This window comes from Xenorhabdus doucetiae, assembly GCF_000968195.1.
Classification (GTDB): domain Bacteria; phylum Pseudomonadota; class Gammaproteobacteria; order Enterobacterales; family Enterobacteriaceae; genus Xenorhabdus; species Xenorhabdus doucetiae.
Genome location: NZ_FO704550.1, coordinates 167482 through 187316 on the forward strand (window position 1 = coordinate 167482; position 19835 = coordinate 187316).

General features: G+C 34.5%; 18 protein-coding genes and 2 pseudogenes. 5 read left to right on the forward strand and 15 right to left on the reverse strand.

From position 1 onward, the window contains the following. Nucleotides 1–171: 171 nt before the first annotated feature. From XDD1_RS00800 to cpxR, 13 genes are all read right to left on the reverse strand, one after another. A complete protein-coding gene (locus tag XDD1_RS00800) occupies nucleotides 172–1167 on the reverse strand; it encodes an acyltransferase family protein (protein ID WP_045967909.1) in 996 nt (331 codons plus the stop codon). A gap of 87 nt (nucleotides 1168–1254) precedes the next feature. Beyond that, nucleotides 1255–2448: a glycosyltransferase family 4 protein gene (locus XDD1_RS00805; protein ID WP_045967912.1), complete on the reverse strand. Its 1194-nt coding sequence runs from the start codon at nucleotides 2446–2448 to the stop codon at nucleotides 1255–1257. A gap of 2 nt (nucleotides 2449–2450) precedes the next feature. Further along, nucleotides 2451–3602, reverse strand: a complete 1152-nt coding sequence (wecB, locus tag XDD1_RS00810) for a non-hydrolyzing UDP-N-acetylglucosamine 2-epimerase (RefSeq protein ID WP_045967914.1) — start codon at nucleotides 3600–3602, stop codon at nucleotides 2451–2453. Further along, nucleotides 3580–4452, reverse strand: a complete 873-nt coding sequence (locus XDD1_RS00815; RefSeq protein WP_045967916.1) for a dTDP-4-dehydrorhamnose reductase family protein — start codon at nucleotides 4450–4452, stop codon at nucleotides 3580–3582. Before XDD1_RS00815 ends, wecB begins: the two co-directional genes overlap by 23 nt. Further along, on the reverse strand, nucleotides 4445–5476 hold the full coding sequence (locus tag XDD1_RS00820) for a polysaccharide biosynthesis protein (protein ID WP_045967918.1): 1032 nt from the start codon (nucleotides 5474–5476) through the stop codon (nucleotides 4445–4447). Before XDD1_RS00820 ends, XDD1_RS00815 begins: the two co-directional genes overlap by 8 nt. A 12-nt stretch (nucleotides 5477–5488) precedes the next feature. After that, complete coding sequence (locus XDD1_RS00825; RefSeq protein ID WP_045967920.1) at nucleotides 5489–6571, reverse strand: glycosyltransferase; 1083 nt, start codon at nucleotides 6569–6571, stop codon at nucleotides 5489–5491. A gap of 4 nt (nucleotides 6572–6575) precedes the next feature. Continuing rightward, on the reverse strand, nucleotides 6576–7961 hold the full coding sequence (locus tag XDD1_RS00830) for a phosphohexomutase domain-containing protein (protein ID WP_045967921.1): 1386 nt from the start codon (nucleotides 7959–7961) through the stop codon (nucleotides 6576–6578). 23 nt (nucleotides 7962–7984) lie between these two features. Further along, nucleotides 7985–9337 (reverse strand): mannose-1-phosphate guanylyltransferase/mannose-6-phosphate isomerase, encoded by a 1353-nt coding sequence (locus XDD1_RS00835; protein WP_045973266.1) that lies wholly within the window; start codon nucleotides 9335–9337, stop codon nucleotides 7985–7987. Between the two features lie 5 nt (nucleotides 9338–9342). Beyond that, nucleotides 9343–10551, reverse strand: coding sequence for an oligosaccharide repeat unit polymerase (gene wzy / locus XDD1_RS00840; protein WP_045967923.1), 1209 nt, complete (start codon nucleotides 10549–10551; stop codon nucleotides 9343–9345). Nucleotides 10552–10557: 6 nt separating this feature from the next. Next, entirely contained in the window at nucleotides 10558–11688 is a 1131-nt protein-coding gene (locus tag XDD1_RS00845; protein WP_052705621.1) for a glycosyltransferase, read from the reverse strand. Between the two features lie 2 nt (nucleotides 11689–11690). Then, nucleotides 11691–13091: an O-unit flippase-like protein gene (wzx, locus tag XDD1_RS00850; protein WP_045967928.1), complete on the reverse strand. Its 1401-nt coding sequence runs from the start codon at nucleotides 13089–13091 to the stop codon at nucleotides 11691–11693. A 596-nt stretch (nucleotides 13092–13687) separates the two neighbouring features. Further along, nucleotides 13688–15064, reverse strand: coding sequence for an envelope stress sensor histidine kinase CpxA (cpxA, locus tag XDD1_RS00855; RefSeq protein WP_045967930.1), 1377 nt, complete (start codon nucleotides 15062–15064; stop codon nucleotides 13688–13690). Beyond that, on the reverse strand, nucleotides 15061–15753 hold the full coding sequence (gene cpxR / locus XDD1_RS00860; RefSeq protein WP_045967932.1) for an envelope stress response regulator transcription factor CpxR: 693 nt from the start codon (nucleotides 15751–15753) through the stop codon (nucleotides 15061–15063). The genes cpxA and cpxR overlap by 4 nt, the downstream gene beginning before the upstream one ends. 152 nt (nucleotides 15754–15905) lie before the next feature. Here cpxR and XDD1_RS00865 point away from each other — a divergent pair, with 152 nt between their 5' ends. The 4 genes and pseudogenes from XDD1_RS00865 to XDD1_RS00880 all read left to right on the forward strand — a co-directional run. Continuing rightward, nucleotides 15906–16412, forward strand: coding sequence for a Spy/CpxP family protein refolding chaperone (locus XDD1_RS00865; protein WP_045967934.1), 507 nt, complete (start codon nucleotides 15906–15908; stop codon nucleotides 16410–16412). A gap of 384 nt (nucleotides 16413–16796) precedes the next feature. Next, on the forward strand, nucleotides 16797–17378 hold the full coding sequence (locus XDD1_RS00870; RefSeq protein WP_045967936.1) for a hypothetical protein: 582 nt from the start codon (nucleotides 16797–16799) through the stop codon (nucleotides 17376–17378). A 10-nt stretch (nucleotides 17379–17388) separates the two neighbouring features. Then, the gene (locus tag XDD1_RS00875) at nucleotides 17389–17766 is read left to right on the forward strand and encodes a type II toxin-antitoxin system YafO family toxin (RefSeq protein WP_045973267.1); all 378 of its coding nucleotides are present in this window, start codon (nucleotides 17389–17391) and stop codon (nucleotides 17764–17766) included. A 192-nt stretch (nucleotides 17767–17958) separates the two neighbouring features. Continuing rightward, nucleotides 17959–18552 (forward strand): annotated as a pseudogene (locus tag XDD1_RS00880) (phosphatidate cytidylyltransferase); the annotation flags it as partial. A 117-nt stretch (nucleotides 18553–18669) separates the two neighbouring features. On the opposite strand, the gene XDD1_RS00885 reads toward XDD1_RS00880, so the two are convergent. Together XDD1_RS00885 and XDD1_RS00890 are read right to left on the reverse strand one after the other, a co-directional pair. After that, a complete protein-coding gene (locus XDD1_RS00885; RefSeq protein ID WP_231854442.1) occupies nucleotides 18670–18972 on the reverse strand; it encodes a transposase in 303 nt (100 codons plus the stop codon). Between the two features lie 112 nt (nucleotides 18973–19084). Further along, nucleotides 19085–19402: an IS630 transposase-related protein gene (locus XDD1_RS00890; protein ID WP_045967938.1), complete on the reverse strand. Its 318-nt coding sequence runs from the start codon at nucleotides 19400–19402 to the stop codon at nucleotides 19085–19087. A gap of 58 nt (nucleotides 19403–19460) precedes the next feature. Here XDD1_RS00890 and XDD1_RS00895 point away from each other — a divergent pair. After that, nucleotides 19461–19820 (forward strand): annotated as a pseudogene (locus tag XDD1_RS00895) (phosphatidate cytidylyltransferase); the annotation flags it as partial. Between the last annotated feature and the right edge of the window lie 15 nt (nucleotides 19821–19835).

Here is a 19835-nt window from a genome sequence, read left to right on the forward strand (position 1 = left end):
AATTATGAGTGAGATGCGGAATAAATTCCAAACACTTTCTCGGCCTGTTATTGAGTATGTTTTGGTAAAATTGAACCTCTTCATACGTGACTTCGGTTAAATTACAGACTTGTATCTTAAATGTAGGTTAAAATAAATATGATTAGATTCGGCGCGGTGTTACTCAGTTTACTATCTATCTTTTATGTGTCGATAAACCTTAACTACTGTAAAATACGAAATTAATAGGCACAAAATTGTGTAGACTATAGTATCAATAGGGTTATGTAAGTAAATATCTAACCCAAACATTTTAAAAGAAGAATATGTAACGGTTTTTATTAATTGCTCTGTTCCGCAAAGAACCAGAGTTGACTTACCCAATGTTATTATGGGCGTGAATGTAATGTAGCGGGAGGCTATAATGTTTGGGATGAATAAAATTAATGTTATAAGTAATGATAGTATTATTTTAATATAATCATTTTTAAACCCAGAGTAAATATAGCTAGCTCCAAAAAAATATGCATTAATAAATAATGCTATAGAACCAACCATGATTACATAACATATGGTTTTTCTTGAGTTAGGCAGTTTTTTTATATCGAATTTCAAAATAAAATTTGAAAAGTAAGCTCCTATAGCATAATAAATTATATATAGTGCTGCGCTATCTATGTTGAAAAATATTTTAGGAGAAAATCCAATTCCAAATTTTGATGATGCTAAAAACAAGCAAAAGAATATGAGTAAAATAACAAACTTGTTCTTTATAATGAAAAATAAAGAAGAATATGTAGAAATAATTATAAATAAACATGGCAAGAACCATAGAGACGCTGCAAAAATGTGATTGCGTATCCCTGGTATTATTTGGCTAGCCATCTCTCTAGCTTGAATGAAACTAGAATTGTAATATAAAGAAAAGAAAACTAGTGATATCAATGAAAAAATAAAGTACGGGATAACTATATTTTTAAAAGAAGAAGATATCACACCCAATAAACTTTTTAAAGTGTAGCATTCTCTAAAAAATATTCCTGATATGAAAAAGAACAATGGGACATGAAATGAAAAAACAAATGGATATAATTGCTTTCCATTGTCTCCAAAATGGCCGATCCATATCCAAAATATAGCGATGAATTTTAACGCGTCTATCCATTTAACTCTTTTTTCTATAGACATAATAATTGATTATAAATTTTCAAAAATGACAATTAAACATTAACAACAATTAAAGTGGAAATTGTAATTATTAGGAGGATCTAAGTTTTAAATGAATTTATTACATATATTTTTAGCTACTGATTGAACGGAGAATTTCTCTTTAAGTAAATTAAATGCATTTTTACCTGTTTTTTTTCGTAATTCTTCGTTTTGTAGTAAGTTCACAGCTGAATTAAATAATTTTTCGTCATCTCCATTTATAGATATCAAACCTGCTCCAGATTCGTTAACAATTTCCATAAGATCATTGCCATGGTTAACGCTACCTAAAATAGGAATGCTATTAACCATATACCCAAGTAATTTACCTGGGAAATTATGTATTTTATGGTGTTTTGATAAACTAAATAAACCAATATCAACAGATAATAGAACTTTTTTGAATTCTTCTTGTGATATTGATGGTAAATAAGTAATGTTATCCAGATTAAATCTTTCTTTGTATTCTCTCAATGAGGAAACTTCATCACCTTGTCCAATGAAAAGAAAATGAGCATCAGGAAATATTTTCATTTTATTGGCTAATCTTAATAAGTTTCCTATATCTTGAGCCTTACCTATGTTTCCGCCATAAAAATAAATAATTTTGTCAGACAGATCGAGTCTTTCTCTTATATTACACGCTAAATATTTTTTAGGTGAAAAATTTGCCCAATTGTATAAAACTTCAATATTGTTAAATTGTGGGTGATTTTTATGGAATATTTCGAGATTTTTTTGTGACATTAATCCGATATAATCCGCTGCTAAATGGTTTTTTCTTTCAAAATATCTGAAATATTTTGCAATAATGGATTTTTCTTTGATTAATCCTTCGTCAATAACCCATTGAGGGAATGAGTCCCTTAAGATTAGATATGAGGGACAATCCCATATGTTTTTTATCTTATAAACTAAATTACCAAAGAATATTGATGGAGAGTAATAAATTATTCCATCTATCTTTTTTAATTTTAATATCTTTTTTAAAGAACTCCAAGCTCTTATGGACAAAAGAGATTCATTAAATGCTCTAGTAATCATCGATACATTTTTAATTCTACCGCTTGGAAATCTGATTACTTGAATTCCATCTATAATATCAGTTACTAAACCTGAAGATTTATTATTTGTGTTAGGTGTGATAACAATCGGCTCATGCCCTTGATTTGAGAACTCAAGGGCAAGCTCATGCATCATTTTAGCACTAACACGCGTACTATCAGGGAGATAATCATCGCAAATTAACGCCAGACGCATTTTTATTTTTTCCAAACTTTTTGATTAACAAAATTTGTATAACTCATTATGATTCTAAGAACTTTCATCGAAACATTATCAATCTGATAATCAGATACCATTCTTAAATCGCGATCTATATCTCCTCTTTTTTGATCTTTAAGAATTCCGATACCTTGTATAATTTTTTCAATATCAAGCCCTACAAACATCACTGATGCTTCCTCAAATCCTTCAGGGCGTTCATGAACCTCACGTAAATTTAACGCTGGAAAATTCAATATTGATGATTCTTCAGTGATTGTTCCGCTATCAGAAAGTACAACATGAGCGTTTGTTTGTAATTTTATATAATCGAAAAAGCCAAATGGTTTTAAAAATTGAACTTTAGAATTCACATTAAGGTTTAATTCGTTAATTCTATTACGAGTGCGTGGATGGGTGGAAACAATTACAGGCTGATTATATTTTTCGGCGATTACATTTAATGCATGGATTAAACTACTTAGTTTTTCAGCTGAATCAACATTTTCTTCTCTATGGGTGCTGACTATAAAGTATTCAGCTGTCTTTAGCTCTAATCTATTAAGTATATTTGATTTCCTTATATCATCTTTATAGAAATCTAAGACTTCTTTCATTGGACTTCCTGTTTTTATAATTTGATCTGCAGGAACTCCTTCTTTTAATAAATATTCTCTAGCAATTTCGCTATAGGTTAAATTAATATCAGAAATATGATCAACTATTTTTCTATTAATTTCTTCTGGTACTCTATAATCAAAACAGCGATTTCCAGCTTCCATATGGAAGATTGGTATTTTTTTACGTTTAGCAGTAATAGATACTAGGGCACTATTTGTATCACCTAAGATTAATAGAGCATCTGGTTCAATTTCTTCAAATAAATTATCAGACTTTATAATCACATTTCCAATAGTTTCCGCTGCATTTTTACCTGCTGAATTTAAAAAATAATCTGGTTTTCTAATTTTTAGGTCATTAAAAAAAACTTCATTGAGTTCAAAATCATAATTTTGACCGGTATGAACTAATATATGATTTGTATATTTATCTAACTGTGAGATAACACGTGATAGCCGAATTATTTCGGGGCGAGTTCCTACAACAGTAACTACTTTTATTTTTTTATCAAAAGTATTTTTTATATTCATAATTCATTTTTCTAATTAAGCTATTCCAATCTTCAGGTATAAAACCAGTTTTTTCTCTAAATAAGCTAGAGTCTAGGCTTCTATCTATCACCAATTCTTTTGATTCATAGATATTACAATTTTTATTGTAAATACTATTTACTAATTTTAATAATTCATATTTATTTATTGGATCTACACTGAGATGATAGAGTCCTGCAAGAGATTGGTTAGGTAAAACATATTCTTCTAGAATTTCGGCAACATAACATGTTGGTAAGCCAGAAAATATTGCTTTTGAAAATCCATTTATGGCTTTATTCTGATATAGAAACCAATCAACTAAGCTATGGCAAGTATCAATCTCATGTCCAATAATAGATGTTCTTAGTGTTATATGACCATCATATAACACTTCGCCTAATAATTTAGACTTACCGTATAAATCACTGGCATCAGCAATATCTGTTTCTTTGTACAAGCCATTCTTTCCACTAAAAACACAATCTGTAGAAAAATGGATTAATTTAGTTTGATTTTTTGTGCAAATTTTTGCTAATTTATGAGGGAGTAGTGCATTGATCTCGATTGATTCTATATGATTCTTAGAGGAATCTAGCTGCTTAATAATTCCTACACAGTTAAACAAAAAATCGGGTTTAAATTCGCTGATGAGCTTATCAATATTTTCCGTTGATTCAAGAGAAATACCAGGAATAATATTATCAAATCCTTGTTTTTTTAGTTTTTGAGCGGAATTTTCATTACGAGTACTACCTAAAACTTCATAGTTTTCACAGGATGAAAAGTGCCGGAGTAAACTTCCACCTAACATCCCATTTGCACCAATAATAAGTATTTTTTTACTCATCTGGATTTGCCTTTTCACCCGCACCAATTTTATTGATATAGCTGAGTTTATGCAGTAATTCAATCATTTCATTTACGTTCAATCTTTTTGTATTATGTGAATTATAATCTTCAATGATTTGAACTTCTTTATTACCTTTTTCAAAGTATTTCTCATAATTCAAGTCACGATTATCGGCAGATATTCTATAATAATCACCTTGATCTTCTGCTACTAACATTTCTTCTTTGCTACATAGAACTTCATATAACTTTTCACCATGACGTGTTCCTATAATATTGACAGGATGATTGGGTCGTTTAGTTATTTGTAATATCGCATCAGTTAACGTTTCAATGGTTGCTGCGGGTGCTTTTTGTATAAAAATATCACCATTGGTACCATGTTTAAATGCATGTAATACAAGATCAACTGCATCGTCCAAGGTCATCATAAAACGAGTCATATTTGGATCTGTGATTGTTATAGGCTTACTATCCAAAATTTGATTAATAAATAGAGGGATAACAGAGCCTCTTGATGCCATGACATTCCCATATCTGGTTGCACAAATAGTCATGCCATCTGGTAAGTTACGAGATTTTGCTATGATCACTTTTTCCATCATTGCCTTAGATGTACCCATTGCGTTAATAGGATACACAGCTTTATCTGTACTTAAACAAACAACACGTTTTACATCATTTGCAATTGCTGCCTCTAAAACATTATCTGTACCAAAAACATTTGTTTTTACTGCTTCCATTGGATAAAACTCACAGGAAGGGACTTGTTTTAATGCTGCTGCATGATAAATATAATCGACTCCACGAGTAGCAGATAAAATACTACTGTAATCTCGTACATCGCCTATATAAAACTTCAACTTATCATTGGCATATTTCTTACGCATATCATCTTGTTTCTTTTCATCACGGCTAAATATGCGAATTTCTCTGATGTCTGTATTTAAAAAGCGCCGTAAAATAGCATTGCCAAAAGAACCTGTACCGCCAGTTATTAACAATATTTTATTTTTGAACATATAATAATTCTCTTACAGTAAATCAAAAAAACTTTTCCAACTGCTAATCTTTTCTTTGGGTATATTTAAAATAGGAGTGCAAGATTCATTAATCTTTAAGTGATATTCATTTAATATTTCTCTACCCCAATCATTTGCATTATCAAACATAACAAATGATACACCATTATAATTAGCTAGAACTTCTCTAGCGTAAGGTAAGTCACTACAAATTATCTTTTTTCTCAATGATGCAGCCTCTAAAAGAGGCATGCCAAACGTTTCAAGATAGCTAGGGAATAAGACAACATCTGATAGAACGTAGTAAGTTATCAAAGATTCATAATCAACATAGCCTAAATATTCAATTTTTTCTGAAAGTCCTAGTTGACTAACTAATTTATCAAATTTTAGGTACTCTCCTATATTAAAAGTTACTTGAAACTTAAAGTTTTCAATAGGCAAGATGGCTAATGCTTTAAGTATTATTAAGTGATTTTTGTATGTTATAGGTGTTGCGGGATATAGTAATCTAAAACAGTCTGTTTGATCATTTTCATCAAAGAAAACTTTTCTTTTTTTTGGAATAATGAAATCTGGTCTCATTACATGAATATTACTTAATTTAACTTTATTCTTTTTTTGTAATGCTAGCGCCATCCAATTTGTTTGAACAATAAATATAGTTTCCTTTTTAACATATCTAAATATAAAATAACTATAAAAAAACTTGTACAAAAAAAACTTAAAGGAGAAACTATTATGATTTAAAAAGTTTATATTGCTAAATGGTATAGGCTGATGAAGATAAATTATTTGTTTCTCTTTTACATTGATGCTTGTATTCTGTAATGAAATGATATCGGTAAAAACTATAGATTGACGCTTAATGGTTTTTGGTAAAATATATGAATCCCATAGGATCCTTTTCAACCAACCCATTTTTTTTACTTTGACCAATTGTACATTTTTATAATCATCAAAATCAACATCTTCAGGGACATAACATATAAACTCTCGGTTAGAAAATCTAGTTCCTTCTAAGAATTGTTTTAGTATTGTTAAAGCTCCACTGGTTGAAAGAGCTGTGGCGTTAACTATAATCTTTTTATTCATAAATTTAGCTGTTAGATATTAAATCGATTATTTCTTTTTTCTTAATCTCCATTAACTCTATGTTTCCACGAGATTCAACATTAAGTCGTAATAGATCTTCAGTATTGGAAAACCTGAGATTAAAACGCCAGAATTTAAACTCCATACTTAATCCATCTATGTAGTCAATTAAAATCGCTGTTGCTTTATATTTTTCCAGTACTTTTTCAATGGTATTAGATGCGTTCTTCACATGAATATTTATTTCTCCAGATACAGGGTAATTAATAATCATATCATCAACTAATTGAGAAAGTTTTTTATTTTTCTTAGATAATAGCTCGACAATTAATAACCATGGTATCATGCCACTATCGCAATAATTGAAGTCTCTAAAATAGTGATGGGCACTCATCTCACCACCATAAATAGCATTTTCCAGACGCATTTTATCTTTTATATAGGCATGCCCTGTTTTACTAACGACAGGAATTCCCGCATTTTTCTGTACAAGCTCTATAGTATTCCAAGTCAATCTTGGATCATGAATAATTTTTTCTCTAGGGTGTTTTAATAAGAATGTTTCAGCTAACAAACCAACAATATAATATCCTTCAATAAATCGTCCATTTTCGTCGAAGAAGAAGCAACGATCAAAGTCCCCATCAAAAGCTATACCAAGATCAGATTTTGAGGAAACGACTGCATTACTGGTATCTGATCTACACTCAGGTAATAATGGGTTAGGAATTCCGCTAGGGAATGAACCATCTTCTTTTATATTTAATTTATTAAATATAATCGGAACATTTAATTCTTTAAAAAATTTTTCCAAATATTTAATTACGTGGCCAGCAGCTCCATTCCCTGTATTAACAGTAACTTTTATTGGTTTAATACTTTTCAAATCTAAAAAATTAATGATCTTGTTTATATATTCATTTGTTAGATCTAATTTTTTATATATTCCTTTCTTTTTTTTCTTAATGAAATTAACATCTAATCTTGATGCTATATTTTTTATTTCATCCAAACCAGTTTCTGAACTAATCGGTGTTGAATTTTTTAAAACAAATTTAGCTCCATTATAGTCTATAGGATTGTGGCTAGCAGTAATTTCAACACCACCATCAACATTTAAATATGTGGTAGCAAAATAGATCTCCTCAGTTCCAACGAGACCTATATCAATAATATTTGACCCATAATCCATGACACCATTCGCGAAAGATTTTTTCAGTCTATCTGACGATAGCCTAACGTCACAACCAATTACAATCTCTTTTGCTTTCGCGTAGTGAGCAAAGGCATAACCAATACGATACATAACCTCATCTGTAAGCTCACTTTCAACTTTTCCCCTTATATCATATGCTTTAAAACATTTATTTAACAAATGATCTATATCCATCACTATTATTCCGCCTATATCTATTAAAATTTAATTGATATAATAATAAGATCTTCTTTACCAATGTTAGTTATTTCACATTCTTCTTCAGTTACAAGATAAAATGTTTCACCGTTCATATATTTTCGACTATCACCATTCTTACTGATTATTGCATACCCCATAGCTATGGTAAAAATAGTTTTTCCTTCAAAAGTACCAGTATCCAATATTGTTTTCTGATTAGGGTTTATCTTTATTTTTTCTACAATTAGAGTGTTTTCCTGATCAAGTAATGTGGTTCTACCCCACACTCTAAGCTCTTCACTATTTTTCTCTGTTTCTTTACGTTTGCTTTTTTGGAGATTAGAAACAATATCTTTCACCTTCTGTGATTTATCCCTAGATGAAACTAATACAGCATCTTCCGTTTCTACAACAACAATATCATGCAGTCCTAGAGTAGCAACTAGTCTAGAGGAAGAGTAAACAAGACTATTTTGTGTATCATATGTTTCTACATCTCCAATTATTGCATTCCCAAAGGAATCCTTCCGTGAAATCTCCCATAAAGCTTTCCATGAACCAATATCACTCCATCCCAATCTCATCGGAACAACACAACCTTTTTCAGTTTTTTCCATGACAGCATAATCGATAGAATTGGAAGGGCAATTAGCAAAATTGTTTTTATCTAACATTAGAATATTTTCTTTGTCATAAGAACTATCTAACGTTCTTAAGCAAGCATCAAAAATGGATGGGGCGTATTTTTTGATCTCTTCTAGCAGTACTGATGCCTTAAATAAAAACATACCACTATTCCATAAGTGCTTACCATCTAAAATATATTTCTGAGCAAGTTGTATATTAGGTTTTTCCTTAAATTTTTTTATAGAGTATGCATGATCAGAAATTATTTCTCCTTGTTCTATATATCCATAGCCAGTCTCTGCATAAGTAGGCTCAATTCCAAAAGTAACAAGATTATTATTTGCAGCATCAATTCCTTGATATATGTATTTAGAAAATAATTCGTCATCATCTATTACATGATCTGCTGCTAATACTAGTAAAAAAGGATCATCATAATGTTTTAGAGCAAAGAGTGCTGATATAGCAATTGCTGGAGCTGTATTTCTACCTTGAGGCTCTAATATAAATTTAGTTACTTTATTATTCTTTAAACAATCAAGTGAAATATCTTTGTGTATATCGTTACACACAATTATAGGCGGTGAGCAGGGTATATTTTTAAGCCTATCAATTGTCTTTTCTAGCATAGTTAGATCATCATTTATCTTCAAGAATTGTTTTGGATATAATGTCCTAGACAAAGGCCACAATCTTGAACCAACACCACCAGCCATTACAATTGGTAGAATATTTTTAGGCATAATTTTCATCTTTCATAAGTTTTTTTAAACTTTAATATATTAAACAACAAGAAAATTGGGATATAAAAGAATAGCATTAAATACTGGGATGATAATATAACCTCACTAGAGCAAGTGTAAAAGACATAAAATATAATATAGAATATAACGATATTCGAAGAATAATGGTTTTTAAATAAAAACTTTATTGTTTTTATCAAAAAAAACAAGATAACACTAGTCAAAATAAAATTGAAACTGGCATCTAATGGTCTAGATTTTAGTAACAAATATGAATACATAAAAATTCCAACATCAACGCTAGAATTTAAAGGGTAGTCAGGAAAATAAGCTAGCATTACTGAATTATTTATTGTTCTAAAGTTTTTATCGGACATTAGTGAGGTTGGTAAAATAGGACGAAAAAAACCTTTTGTTTCTAAAAAATAATCTGATCTAGACTGTTCTATTATTCTATCTTGTTCAGCGAATGCACCTAATGCAACAGAGTAGTTAGTAAGGCGATCAGTAAATAGTTGTAATGATTTACCATAATTGATTTCGGTTACTTCAAAACCTCTTATATGGTTTTTAACTATATACAAATATTGATAGATATATGCTCCTCCGAATATAATAAGGACAGGTAGGAAAACCACAATAAACTTTCTATTTTTTTCTAAGAAATTTCTTTTTGAAAATTGATGGGATAATTCAATAAAGAATAATAACAATATAAATCCAGTCCATCCTTTTGAAAGTTGTAGTAAGAAAAATAGGGCTAAATTTGTAAATAAAAGTTTACCTCCACGTTTTCTAGATATAGCATAATAAAGAAAAAAAACTCCCTGTGGATTTGTGGCCGCAAAAATCGGACTCAGAGGATTTGTTGCGGTGCTACCAATTTTACCAACACCAGTCACTAGAACAAAAACAACATGGAAAATAAGGATGAAAAACATTATAACTGAAAATCTTTTTATATTTATTACTGCATTCACTCCCGTTTTAATGGAAAAATTTCTCTTTAAAAAAAAATTATAAACTACATATGCAATTATGTATGATAACTGACATAAAAACACAACGAATAACATATCACTAATATTAATAGTATCCTGTATTTTTACTCCGAGTAAATCACCACCATATTCATTTGTCGTAGCACGCCCAATAAAACCACACCAAAGAGCAATACTAAACAATATAATAAATGTTATTATAGAGTTTTTCATGGTTATTTAAATAGTTATTTCCAAAAAATTTTTCATGGCTGATACAAAAGAAGATGGCGAATCATCGGAAAGATAGACTTTCTTTCCTTCAGTATTGATACCTATACATGAAAATTTAGTAGCTATTAGTGGTACACCTAGTTTTATTGTTTCTATATTTTTTATTTTAACTCCACCACCAACAGTAATAGGAGAAATACATGCAACACATGTAGAATATAATTTCTTCAATTCTGCATCATTTACATAGCCGACTATTTTCAAACTATTATATTTTGAAAAAATTTTTTTATTCTTCTCACTACATTTACCAGTAACTACTATAGGAATCATTTCGTTAAATATTTTTTGATCGAATGAATGTAATAATTTTTTCAAGCTATAGTTATTAGGAGGAAAGTCTAAGCTTCCAGGGAAAAGAAAAAATGGTTTTTCTGTATTAACCGTTCTTTCTATCTTACTATTTACATAAATATCATTTATATTTAAAGAATATTCCCCTTCACTAAGATCATACTTGTCTATATAAAACTTTGAATCTGGAGGGGTAAGAAAAGTATATTTTAACAGAGAATTTTTTTTACAAGATAATATCTTATGTTCTAATTTTCTAATAACCTTTCCTTCTCTCTTATAATATAATTTTTTCAACATACCTTGAGCGGTATTGGATAACTGCATAAAAAATTCTGATTCTACATTATGAAATGTAATATTTATTTTACAACCGTCGCATAGCAGGATTTTATAAACGCTAAATAGGAAAATAGATTCGATAGAAACATCCGTAATAGCGTTGTTTTTAATGAATTCAGAAATAAAATTATTAAAAGCCTTATCTTTTCTCACAAAAAAATATGGTTCAGCTTCATTATGAAAAAAAGCTCTAATAATATAAAAAGTCCTACTTATTATATTCGTTCTATCACTAACTGGATTATAGCATGTATAGCTTATTCCATTTTCATGGAAAAATGCTTTCGCACTATCAATATTTTGATTTGAATAGTTATAATGAATAACAAAAACACTATCTCCATTATCTCTTGCATGCATAATTCTCCCTAAGGATAACTTTTTACCACCACTATCATCAGGATATACGTTATCTATTGTAATGAAAACTCTTTTAACCATTATTACTCTCTTTTCAACTTTGATATATTTCTCATTAGTAAAAAACCTCTGTATAGAAGATTACACCTAGTCAACTTTAAATGTTTCCTAGCTAATAAAGGCCAATACCAATTGTTAAAAGCTAACTGAACAATTCCTTGTCCCATTATTAGCCCATAAATTCCCAAGTTGTAATATTTCACTAGAATAATAGACAAAGATATTACAAAAAAACCTGAAATCAAGTTTGCTGTTAAAAATGGGATTTTGTTTAAAGTAGTTAAATAACTTCCACTAATTCCATGATTAGCTTCCAGCAATAGGATAAATGCAAATAAGAAAAACCATGGAGCGTCTATAATACTAGATGTTGAATTTATAGCGCGAAGGATAGGAATACCAAAAAAATAGAAACCGACCGTTGCACTAATAAATATAAACCATAATGAAAGTACCGATAAGGAATATACATCCCTTAACTTTTCAAGGTTATTATTTAATTGCAATGAGTTCATTTTTGGGAGTTGCAGATATCCTAGTAATGAAGACACTGTAAATATTAACAATAACACTTGCGAGGTTAGTCCATAGACTCCCGCCGCGTCAACTCCTATAAAAGTGGCTGCTATAAATTGATTCCCTTTTAATATAACAAAAGTTCCTAATTGAACTAGACCTAAACGCCAAGCTCCACTCCACACAACCCTCATTGCTAAGCTATTTTTTCTTCTCCTGTCGACTCCATTTTTTAAGCAAAATTTATATCTTATTATTTTGTTAAATAATCTAGAAATTAAAATTCTATTGATAATACAAGATAATAAACTTGCAATACCTACAGAATATAATTCTGCACCACACCACAAAAAAATAACTGTGAAAACCACCATTAAGAATTTACTTACTGAAGTTATCATGTTTACATTTGTTATCTCCCCCATACCTAGCAATAATCCATTATAATATCCAAAGTAGAAATTTATGATAGCAGATATTGAATATACCAACCATGCTGTGATTACATAAGAATAATCAACATCTATTTTCAATGATATTAAATATCCACTACCAATCAACGATAATAAAAAAAACGATAGAATGGCTATAGACATGTATATTTTCTTAGACGCCCAGAATAGATCACAAAAAAGATCTATATTGGGATAGTTACTTTTTTTCTCTGGTAGGTCAAATGCTCTTAATTCAACAGCACCGTCACAAATATAGGCAGATTGCCGAGAGATTGTTGGCTGAAAACCAACCTCTAATAAAAGAATAAGCCCATACATAGCGCTAAATATGTACCATAAGCCCAATTCTTCTTTTGATAAAAAGATGAGCAATGCTGGTAGAATTATTATACCAGACCCAACGTTTAATAATTGAGCAGTGTAACCTATAATAATGTCTTTTTTTGAAACCATTTTTTTAGTCTAAGTTTAGGTAGTTATAATGCAGGATAGTCAAATTACTATCCTTGATTATACCGATAGCGATGCACTGTTACTTATTCAAGGCAGAATGGTTCGAATAACCCCCATTAGTTTTACCTTGTCTATAGTAAATTGTATGAAACATGGAGTTGTAAAATTGGCGTGGAGGTGATTTGGATAGATAATCGTTAGTTTTCTGTGATATCTGTCTCAGATTTTGATTGTACATTAATGTTCCTTCAATCGAAAGAACATTAATGGTATAAATTTATACGTAAAGAAAATGTTGTACAGAAAAATAAAAGGATTGGTAATATATAAGGTGGAATCTATTTCCCGCTTGATTATTTAATTAATATCAAAGCTACCGCACTAGGTTACGGCTCCCAGAGTGCCTGTTGTATGTGACAATTTGACTTATCCAACTAATATCATTGGATTTTTTTGTTTAACAAAAATTAACATATCAATGATTTGTGTTAAGCAGCGACGAGATTAGTCCCTCGACGCCATGAGGTCAAGTATAATAGCTTTTTTTCTTTAATTGTTACGTTATGTAACTAACTAAATTCCCAAACGAAAACTATCTATCTTCCGTGCAACGGCAGCCAAATCACCAGCCTTAACCCGCCTAAAGGGCTATCTTCTGCTTTGACCCAACCTCGATGTTGGCTGACAGCCGTTTCAACAATCGCCAGTCCCAATCCGGTTCCGCCGGATTCTCTGTCCCGTGCTTCGTCCGTCCGGTAAAAAGGCCGGAAGATATGTTCACGGTCTTCGGGGCTGACTCCGGGGCCATCATCATCAACCGTAATCGTGACACCGTGGTTGTCTGACTTAAATGCAACGGCGATATGGTGGCTGGAGTAGCGCAGTGCATTGCGGACGATGTTTTCCAGTGCGCTGCCGAGCGTTGTCGGGTTGCAGTAAATTACCCAGTTTCCGGGAGGTGAGACGATATCCAGCGTTTTGCTCATCTGTTCAGCTTCGAATTTTGCATTTTCCAGGATGTCATGCCAGATATCGTGGGCTTTGATATTTTCGCGGAGTAGCTCGTTTTTATGCTGATTGCGGGAAAGCACCAGCAGGTCGTTAATCATGCCATCTAAACGTTGGGTCTCTGTTTCGATGCGTGCCAGTTCCTTGCTTTCACCGTGACGGCGGCGCAGCAAGGCAGTCGCTAATTGCAATCGGGTCAGTGGCGTGCGCAGTTCATGAGAGATATCGGAAATCAGCCGCTGCTGGGCGGTCACCATCCTTTCCAGCGCACTGATCATCTGGTTGAAACTACTGCCCGTCGCCAAAAACTCTTGCGGGCCAGATTCCAGTTCTGGGTGTTGCCGTAAGTTACCTCTTGCCACGTCATCAGCGGCATTTTTGAGTTTCCGTGCGGGCTTTGCCAGGCTCCATGCCAGCCACAATAACAGTGGGGCGCTGATTAACATGGTGGCAGCGGGCAGTAAAAAAGGCCGGTCAAACATCAGATTAATAAAATCGGACTGTGGACTCCCCGCTGGCCTAATGATGTAGAGGTGATAATGATCCTCTCCATCGCGGACAGAAAATGGGCCGAGTATTTCTGAACGGCCGTATTTTTTCTTTTTAGGGTGATCGGCGTTATCGGATTGGCCGATAAAGTTGCGGATAACTTGTTGTTGATGGGGCGGGGTATTAATGTCACTGATTAGCCCTTCACTGGAGACGAGGATCAGACGTTGCCCAGATGGCGTCCACCGGGCAACAGCGCGATCCAGACGTAGCCACCAGAATAGGTCATTCCCAGAGTCGTTGATGAGTTCTTCTTCTATGAGTTTTGCCAGCTTTTCTCCCAACTGGTATTCACTGTCCAAAAGCGGCGTTAACTGCCGTGAGTCCAGTTTGGGCGCCATTAAGGCTATCATCAGGACAAGCGCAAGCGTGAACCAAAAGATGGCGAATATACGGGCTGTCAAGCTATTGATCATTTTGCGGAAACCATTAAGTACCCACGGCCGCGTAATGTCTTAAACCATGGAAGTTCATCAGTTCTGTTGGGTAATTTACGGCGTAGATTCGAAATATGCATATCAATAGCCCGATCAAAAGGCGTTAAGCGTTTTCCCAATACTTCCTGGCTTAAATGTTCACGGGAAACGACTTGCCCCAAATGTTGCGCCAATAAATACAGCAGGGTGAATTCTGTGCCGGTGAGATCCAAGATCATTCCATCAAAACTGGCTTCCTGACGCCCAGGGTTGAGTTGAAGTTTATCGATCTCCAGTATCGGTGTGCCAATATCGGCTTGTTGTTCACTCCAGTTGGAACGGCGCAAAATGGCCCGTATGCGGGCGACCAGTTCACGATCGTTAAACGGTTTGGGGAGATAGTCATCCGCTCCCAGTTCCAACCCCAAAACACGGTCTAAATCGCTGCCACGCGCCGTTAACATGATAACCGGGGTTTGGTGGTACTGCCGTAGCTCTTTCAGTGTCTCAATGCCATTTTTGCGCGGCATCATGATGTCCAGCAATAATAGGTCAATTGAAGAATCGATATATTGTAAAGCCTGTTCGCCATCGTGGGCGATGATCACATTGAATCCTTCCATCTCTAGCAGTTCTTTTAATAGCGATGTCAGTTCGCGGTCATCATCAACTAATAAGATTTTATGCATTAATTCTTCCTCCAAGAGCAAAATACGATAACAAACTTCGCTATTCCATGACTTTACGTTCTTTTACATGCTCTGACGCTAGTTTGCAGCCGTAAGGTTATAGTTATCCGCACTGAATCGAATGCTGCTGTTCGAGAAAGCGAGGAAATTTAATGCGTAACATAGCAATATTGGCTTTAGCGTCAATGGTTGTTCTGGGAACAACAGAAGCTTTAGCTAAAACTGCTGATACGGATCATATTCCTGAGGTGAGTTCCTCCTCCCCCTATCCATATTGTATGCCATATGGCTCTAAGAGGAATTTGAATCATCACCGGAACAGCCAATATAACTATAGTTATCTCTTCGGTGGAATCGCGCTAACTGAACAGCAACGTGAACAGATGTGGAAGTTAGTCAAAGAGCAGCATCAGTATGAACAGCCGCTGATGGATATGCGAGTTGAACATCAAAGATTGAATGCCCTTTTGGCTGATGAGGATTTTGATGAAGCTGAGATTCGTTTGCAGCTTGAAAAAATAGCCGAAAAGAATGTTGCTCTGGGCGTAGAAATTGCGCGCATTAATAATCAGATTTATCAGCTATTAACACCGGAACAGAAAGCGCTGCTAAAAAAATCGGTTGAAGTAAATGAATACGAAGCCCGAAAAGTGAACTGATTTTTTTGTTACCACTTTTGATGTTTAGTACTTTTGTTACACAGTAGCATCACCAACGATTTTCCTTGCCATAGACACCATCCCTGTCTTTCAGCCCCCTTGTGGGGCTTTTTTTTATCCGTAGCTAAAATTAATTTCCTTTAAAATCAGCATCATAATGTTTTCTTAAGCAACTGTAGACGAACTGAAAATTTTCAAGTGTGGACACTTTTGTTATCTACAATTGCTTATAGCTACTAGATTTCTATACCTTCACTTAATGGATCCAATGTTATCGCTAACTGCAAAAATCAGGTACCAGATGAGTGTATAATTTGTGGACAGAAGTACAGTTGTATGCTCAAATCACATACATGAACTCACTATGTTTAGAGTGTCGGTTTTATGAAATTCAGCAAAAATAACATTTCTTCCATTGCTGCCGCGATGGCATTATCACTTGCGCCAGTGCCTGCTGACAGCGTTGGTAGTTACATGGCGACATCCCCATCACAAAATACGTTAGTGTTGCAAAATATTAATGATTCTGTGGTGTATTTGCCTATTACTGAAGCGCGGCAATACATGGCTGATCTCGCCAATCGTATGAGAGGGCATTTACGGAATCTGCGGGCAGAGTGGGAAAAAAAACGCATTCCTATTGACGATAAAAGTATGTCTAAATTTGCCAGAGATAATCTGCATTATTTTACAAAGCATATTACCCTTTGTGCTGCCTTAGTTAAGGCATCGAAAATAGCTTTAAATCAAGTGGATGACCAAAAACACTGTCAGGAAATCATGCAGTTTGGACGGGCTGCCGCAGATTTGCGTTATACCATTGAAGAAATTCTTTCATTCACTAAAAATACTCATGAATCACCGAAATTGATTGAAATCACGAATCAATCCAATAAGGAAGATGTGCAGGCATTGATTAGCTCTGAACATCAAGCTCTGGGTCTTGATAAACCAATTTTCCATTGATGGTAATATCGTGGTTACTGTTTCCCTTCATAAAGATATTGAATTACCTGCTGTTGCCAGACAATATGCCAATTTTTTGAAAGACTGGAAAAATGGCGGATTGAGACCAGCCATTTTTGGTGATGAGGGGCGGTGGGAAGATCATGCTTCTCTCTGCGCTTCTTTCGTGTTCAAAATACATATCAAATTACCTGATGAGGAACCTTGGCCGACGAAAATGCCCGTTGCAGCACGTAAAAGTAATAGTTATCTTGTTTATACCCGTCATTGGTGTGAACCAGAAAAATATCAACTTATCAGTATTATGACGCCAAATGCGCATGAACTTGCCAGAACTTCTTTTTTATCGGTATTGGTTGACCGCGCCGAAAATTTTCAGAATAGCTAGTTCTCTATTCACTTCCTATTGAGCGGCTTTTTTTGCCTAAAATTCACATTTCAATTCCTCAAAGGTGCATAGTTTTTCTTGATACAACCTGTTGTTATCTTAACCAATCTTGATTATCTTACCTCCCATTACTCCGTTATTAAAAAAATCTTATCATTGTCACTTCATATAAAAGGGATAGGGATACCCAACATGGTTTATTCTCATATCGATCATGATCTGATGCTGTTGCTGGGCGGGATATTTGGCATATTGGTGATTGCCAGTGTGATTGGCGGCATTTTGGCCTTGCGCTATGCAGGGGAAAGGCGCAATGCCACTATCGATAACCTGAATGCCCGCATCCGTAGCTGGTGGGTGATATGCATTATCTGTGTCTTGGCTATTGTGGTTGGGCCAGTGGGATCGGTGATTTTATTTGCGATGATGTCATTTTTTGCCCTGCGTGAATTTATTATGCTAACCCCGATTCGGTGCAGTGATCATAAGGCACTGTTCTGGTGTTTTTTTGTTTTTATCCCTGCGCAGTATGTGTTGGTGGGAATGCAGTGGTATGAGCTATTCTCGGTTTTTATTCCCGTCTATGTCTTGCTATTTTTACCTGTCCGTACAGCCTTGCTTGGGGACACTATCCATTTTTTGGAACGCACCGCCAAAATCCAGTGGGGGATGTTAATCACAGTGTTTGCCATCAGCCATGCGCCCGCGTTGTTGATATTGGATATCCCAGAGTACAAGAACCAAAATATCAAGTTATTGCTGTTTCTGATGATTGTGGTGCAACTATAGCAAAATCAATATAATTAACATAAATTCAGGTTTTTTTTTAAAAATTCATCAAATGGACCTTTTTCTTTCCTTTCTTGTGGCTTTTGTCCCCGCCCCTTTTTGTTTGATTAGGATTTAAATCCGGGCTGTAAGGCGGGAACCACTCCAACTGGCATCCGGGTTGGGTTTTGCTTGTCGCGTGTCATGGCGTTTATGAAATGAGGCATTATCCATGACAATCACGGCTCCACTTGGGAGCTTTGGCCACAAATCTTGGGTCATCCAGGCATGAAAGACATCCGCATTAATATTCCCCCCAAATACGCTTAAGGTTACAAAGGTATTTTTAATGATGGCACCGATGACATTAATCCGCCCTTTGGCCTGCCAATCGTGTAGACCGAAACAGCGCTGTCCTTTTGGGGAATAACCGTGCATTCGTGGCATCGATTGCTCAAAACCGCTTTCATCCAGATAAACAATCGGTTTGCCTGCCTGCTCATGGTGGCGGATACGCTCGTTAAATACCTGACGAGCGTGTTCGCAAGCGTCAGGGTGTTTTAGCGTTTTTTTTCAAGGTGAGCTTCAGCCGTTTCAAGGCGTAATGGATAGCAGACTGTGAAACCCCCAGACGTTTTGCTCTTTCCCATTGATAGTCATCGGGATAATTTCGGACATCGGCAATAAGTGTTTCGTCACTCATTTTCGTGGGCGGTTTATCCCGTGTCATACAGGGTTCTATTTTATTGCACCACCGAAACAGAGTGCGGATAGAGACCTCAAAGTGGGTGCTCGTTTGTTCGAACGTCAACGAATGCTTGTCTTTGTATGCCAAAACTCTTTTTCGGAAATCGAGACTGTAACCCATTTCAACTCTACCTTGTCATTGGAATTTGGGTATTATGACACAGTATTATGATTCTGCTATATCTGATGTTTTGCAGTATGTCTTCGGGAAGTTATTGGGCAAACGCCCGATTGTGCCGAAACTGAGTCCGAATAAAACGGTTGAAGGATTTATTGGCGGAATTTTCGTGTCTGCATTGTTGGGAATGTCGTTGTTCTGGGTCACACCTTTCTCTCCGTGGGAGGCGGGATTGATGTCGTTGGCAATTACCCTGATGGGGTTTATGGGCGGGTTATGTATGTCGGCGATTAAACGGGATAGCGGCGTGAAGGATTTTGGCGGGATCATTGCAGGCCACGGCGGAATGTTGGATAGAATTGACTCGCTTTGTTTCGCCGCCCCTATATTTTTTCATCTAACGCGCTATTTTTATACCTGAGATGGAGTAACCAAA

Excerpts from the sequence above, each read along its gene's own strand:
- XDD1_RS00835 (WP_045973266.1), bottom strand. The coding sequence starts at position 9,337 with ATGCCTAAAAATATTCTACCAATTGTAATGGCTGGTGGTGTTGGTTCA.
- XDD1_RS00890 (WP_045967938.1), bottom strand. The coding sequence starts at position 19,402 with ATGGGTTACAGTCTCGATTTCCGAAAAAGAGTTTTGGCATACAAAGAC.
- XDD1_RS00865 (WP_045967934.1), top strand. The coding sequence starts at position 15,906 with ATGCGTAACATAGCAATATTGGCTTTAGCGTCAATGGTTGTTCTGGGA.
- XDD1_RS00870 (WP_045967936.1), top strand. The coding sequence starts at position 16,797 with ATGAAATTCAGCAAAAATAACATTTCTTCCATTGCTGCCGCGATGGCA.
- XDD1_RS00815 (WP_045967916.1), bottom strand. The coding sequence starts at position 4,452 with ATGAGTAAAAAAATACTTATTATTGGTGCAAATGGGATGTTAGGTGGA.
- XDD1_RS00830 (WP_045967921.1), bottom strand. The coding sequence starts at position 7,961 with ATGGATATAGATCATTTGTTAAATAAATGTTTTAAAGCATATGATATA.
- XDD1_RS00805 (WP_045967912.1), bottom strand. The coding sequence starts at position 2,448 with ATGCGTCTGGCGTTAATTTGCGATGATTATCTCCCTGATAGTACGCGT.
- wecB (WP_045967914.1), bottom strand. The coding sequence starts at position 3,602 with ATGAATATAAAAAATACTTTTGATAAAAAAATAAAAGTAGTTACTGTT.
- cpxR (WP_045967932.1), bottom strand. The coding sequence starts at position 15,753 with ATGCATAAAATCTTATTAGTTGATGATGACCGCGAACTGACATCGCTA.
- XDD1_RS00800 (WP_045967909.1), bottom strand. The coding sequence starts at position 1,167 with ATGTCTATAGAAAAAAGAGTTAAATGGATAGACGCGTTAAAATTCATC.
- XDD1_RS00820 (WP_045967918.1), bottom strand. The coding sequence starts at position 5,476 with ATGTTCAAAAATAAAATATTGTTAATAACTGGCGGTACAGGTTCTTTT.
- XDD1_RS00845 (WP_052705621.1), bottom strand. The coding sequence starts at position 11,688 with ATGGTTAAAAGAGTTTTCATTACAATAGATAACGTATATCCTGATGAT.
- XDD1_RS00825 (WP_045967920.1), bottom strand. The coding sequence starts at position 6,571 with ATGAATAAAAAGATTATAGTTAACGCCACAGCTCTTTCAACCAGTGGA.
- XDD1_RS00885 (WP_231854442.1), bottom strand. The coding sequence starts at position 18,972 with ATGCACGGTTATTCCCCAAAAGGACAGCGCTGTTTCGGTCTACACGAT.
- wzx (WP_045967928.1), bottom strand. The coding sequence starts at position 13,091 with ATGGTTTCAAAAAAAGACATTATTATAGGTTACACTGCTCAATTATTA.
- cpxA (WP_045967930.1), bottom strand. The coding sequence starts at position 15,064 with ATGATCAATAGCTTGACAGCCCGTATATTCGCCATCTTTTGGTTCACG.
- wzy (WP_045967923.1), bottom strand. The coding sequence starts at position 10,551 with ATGAAAAACTCTATAATAACATTTATTATATTGTTTAGTATTGCTCTT.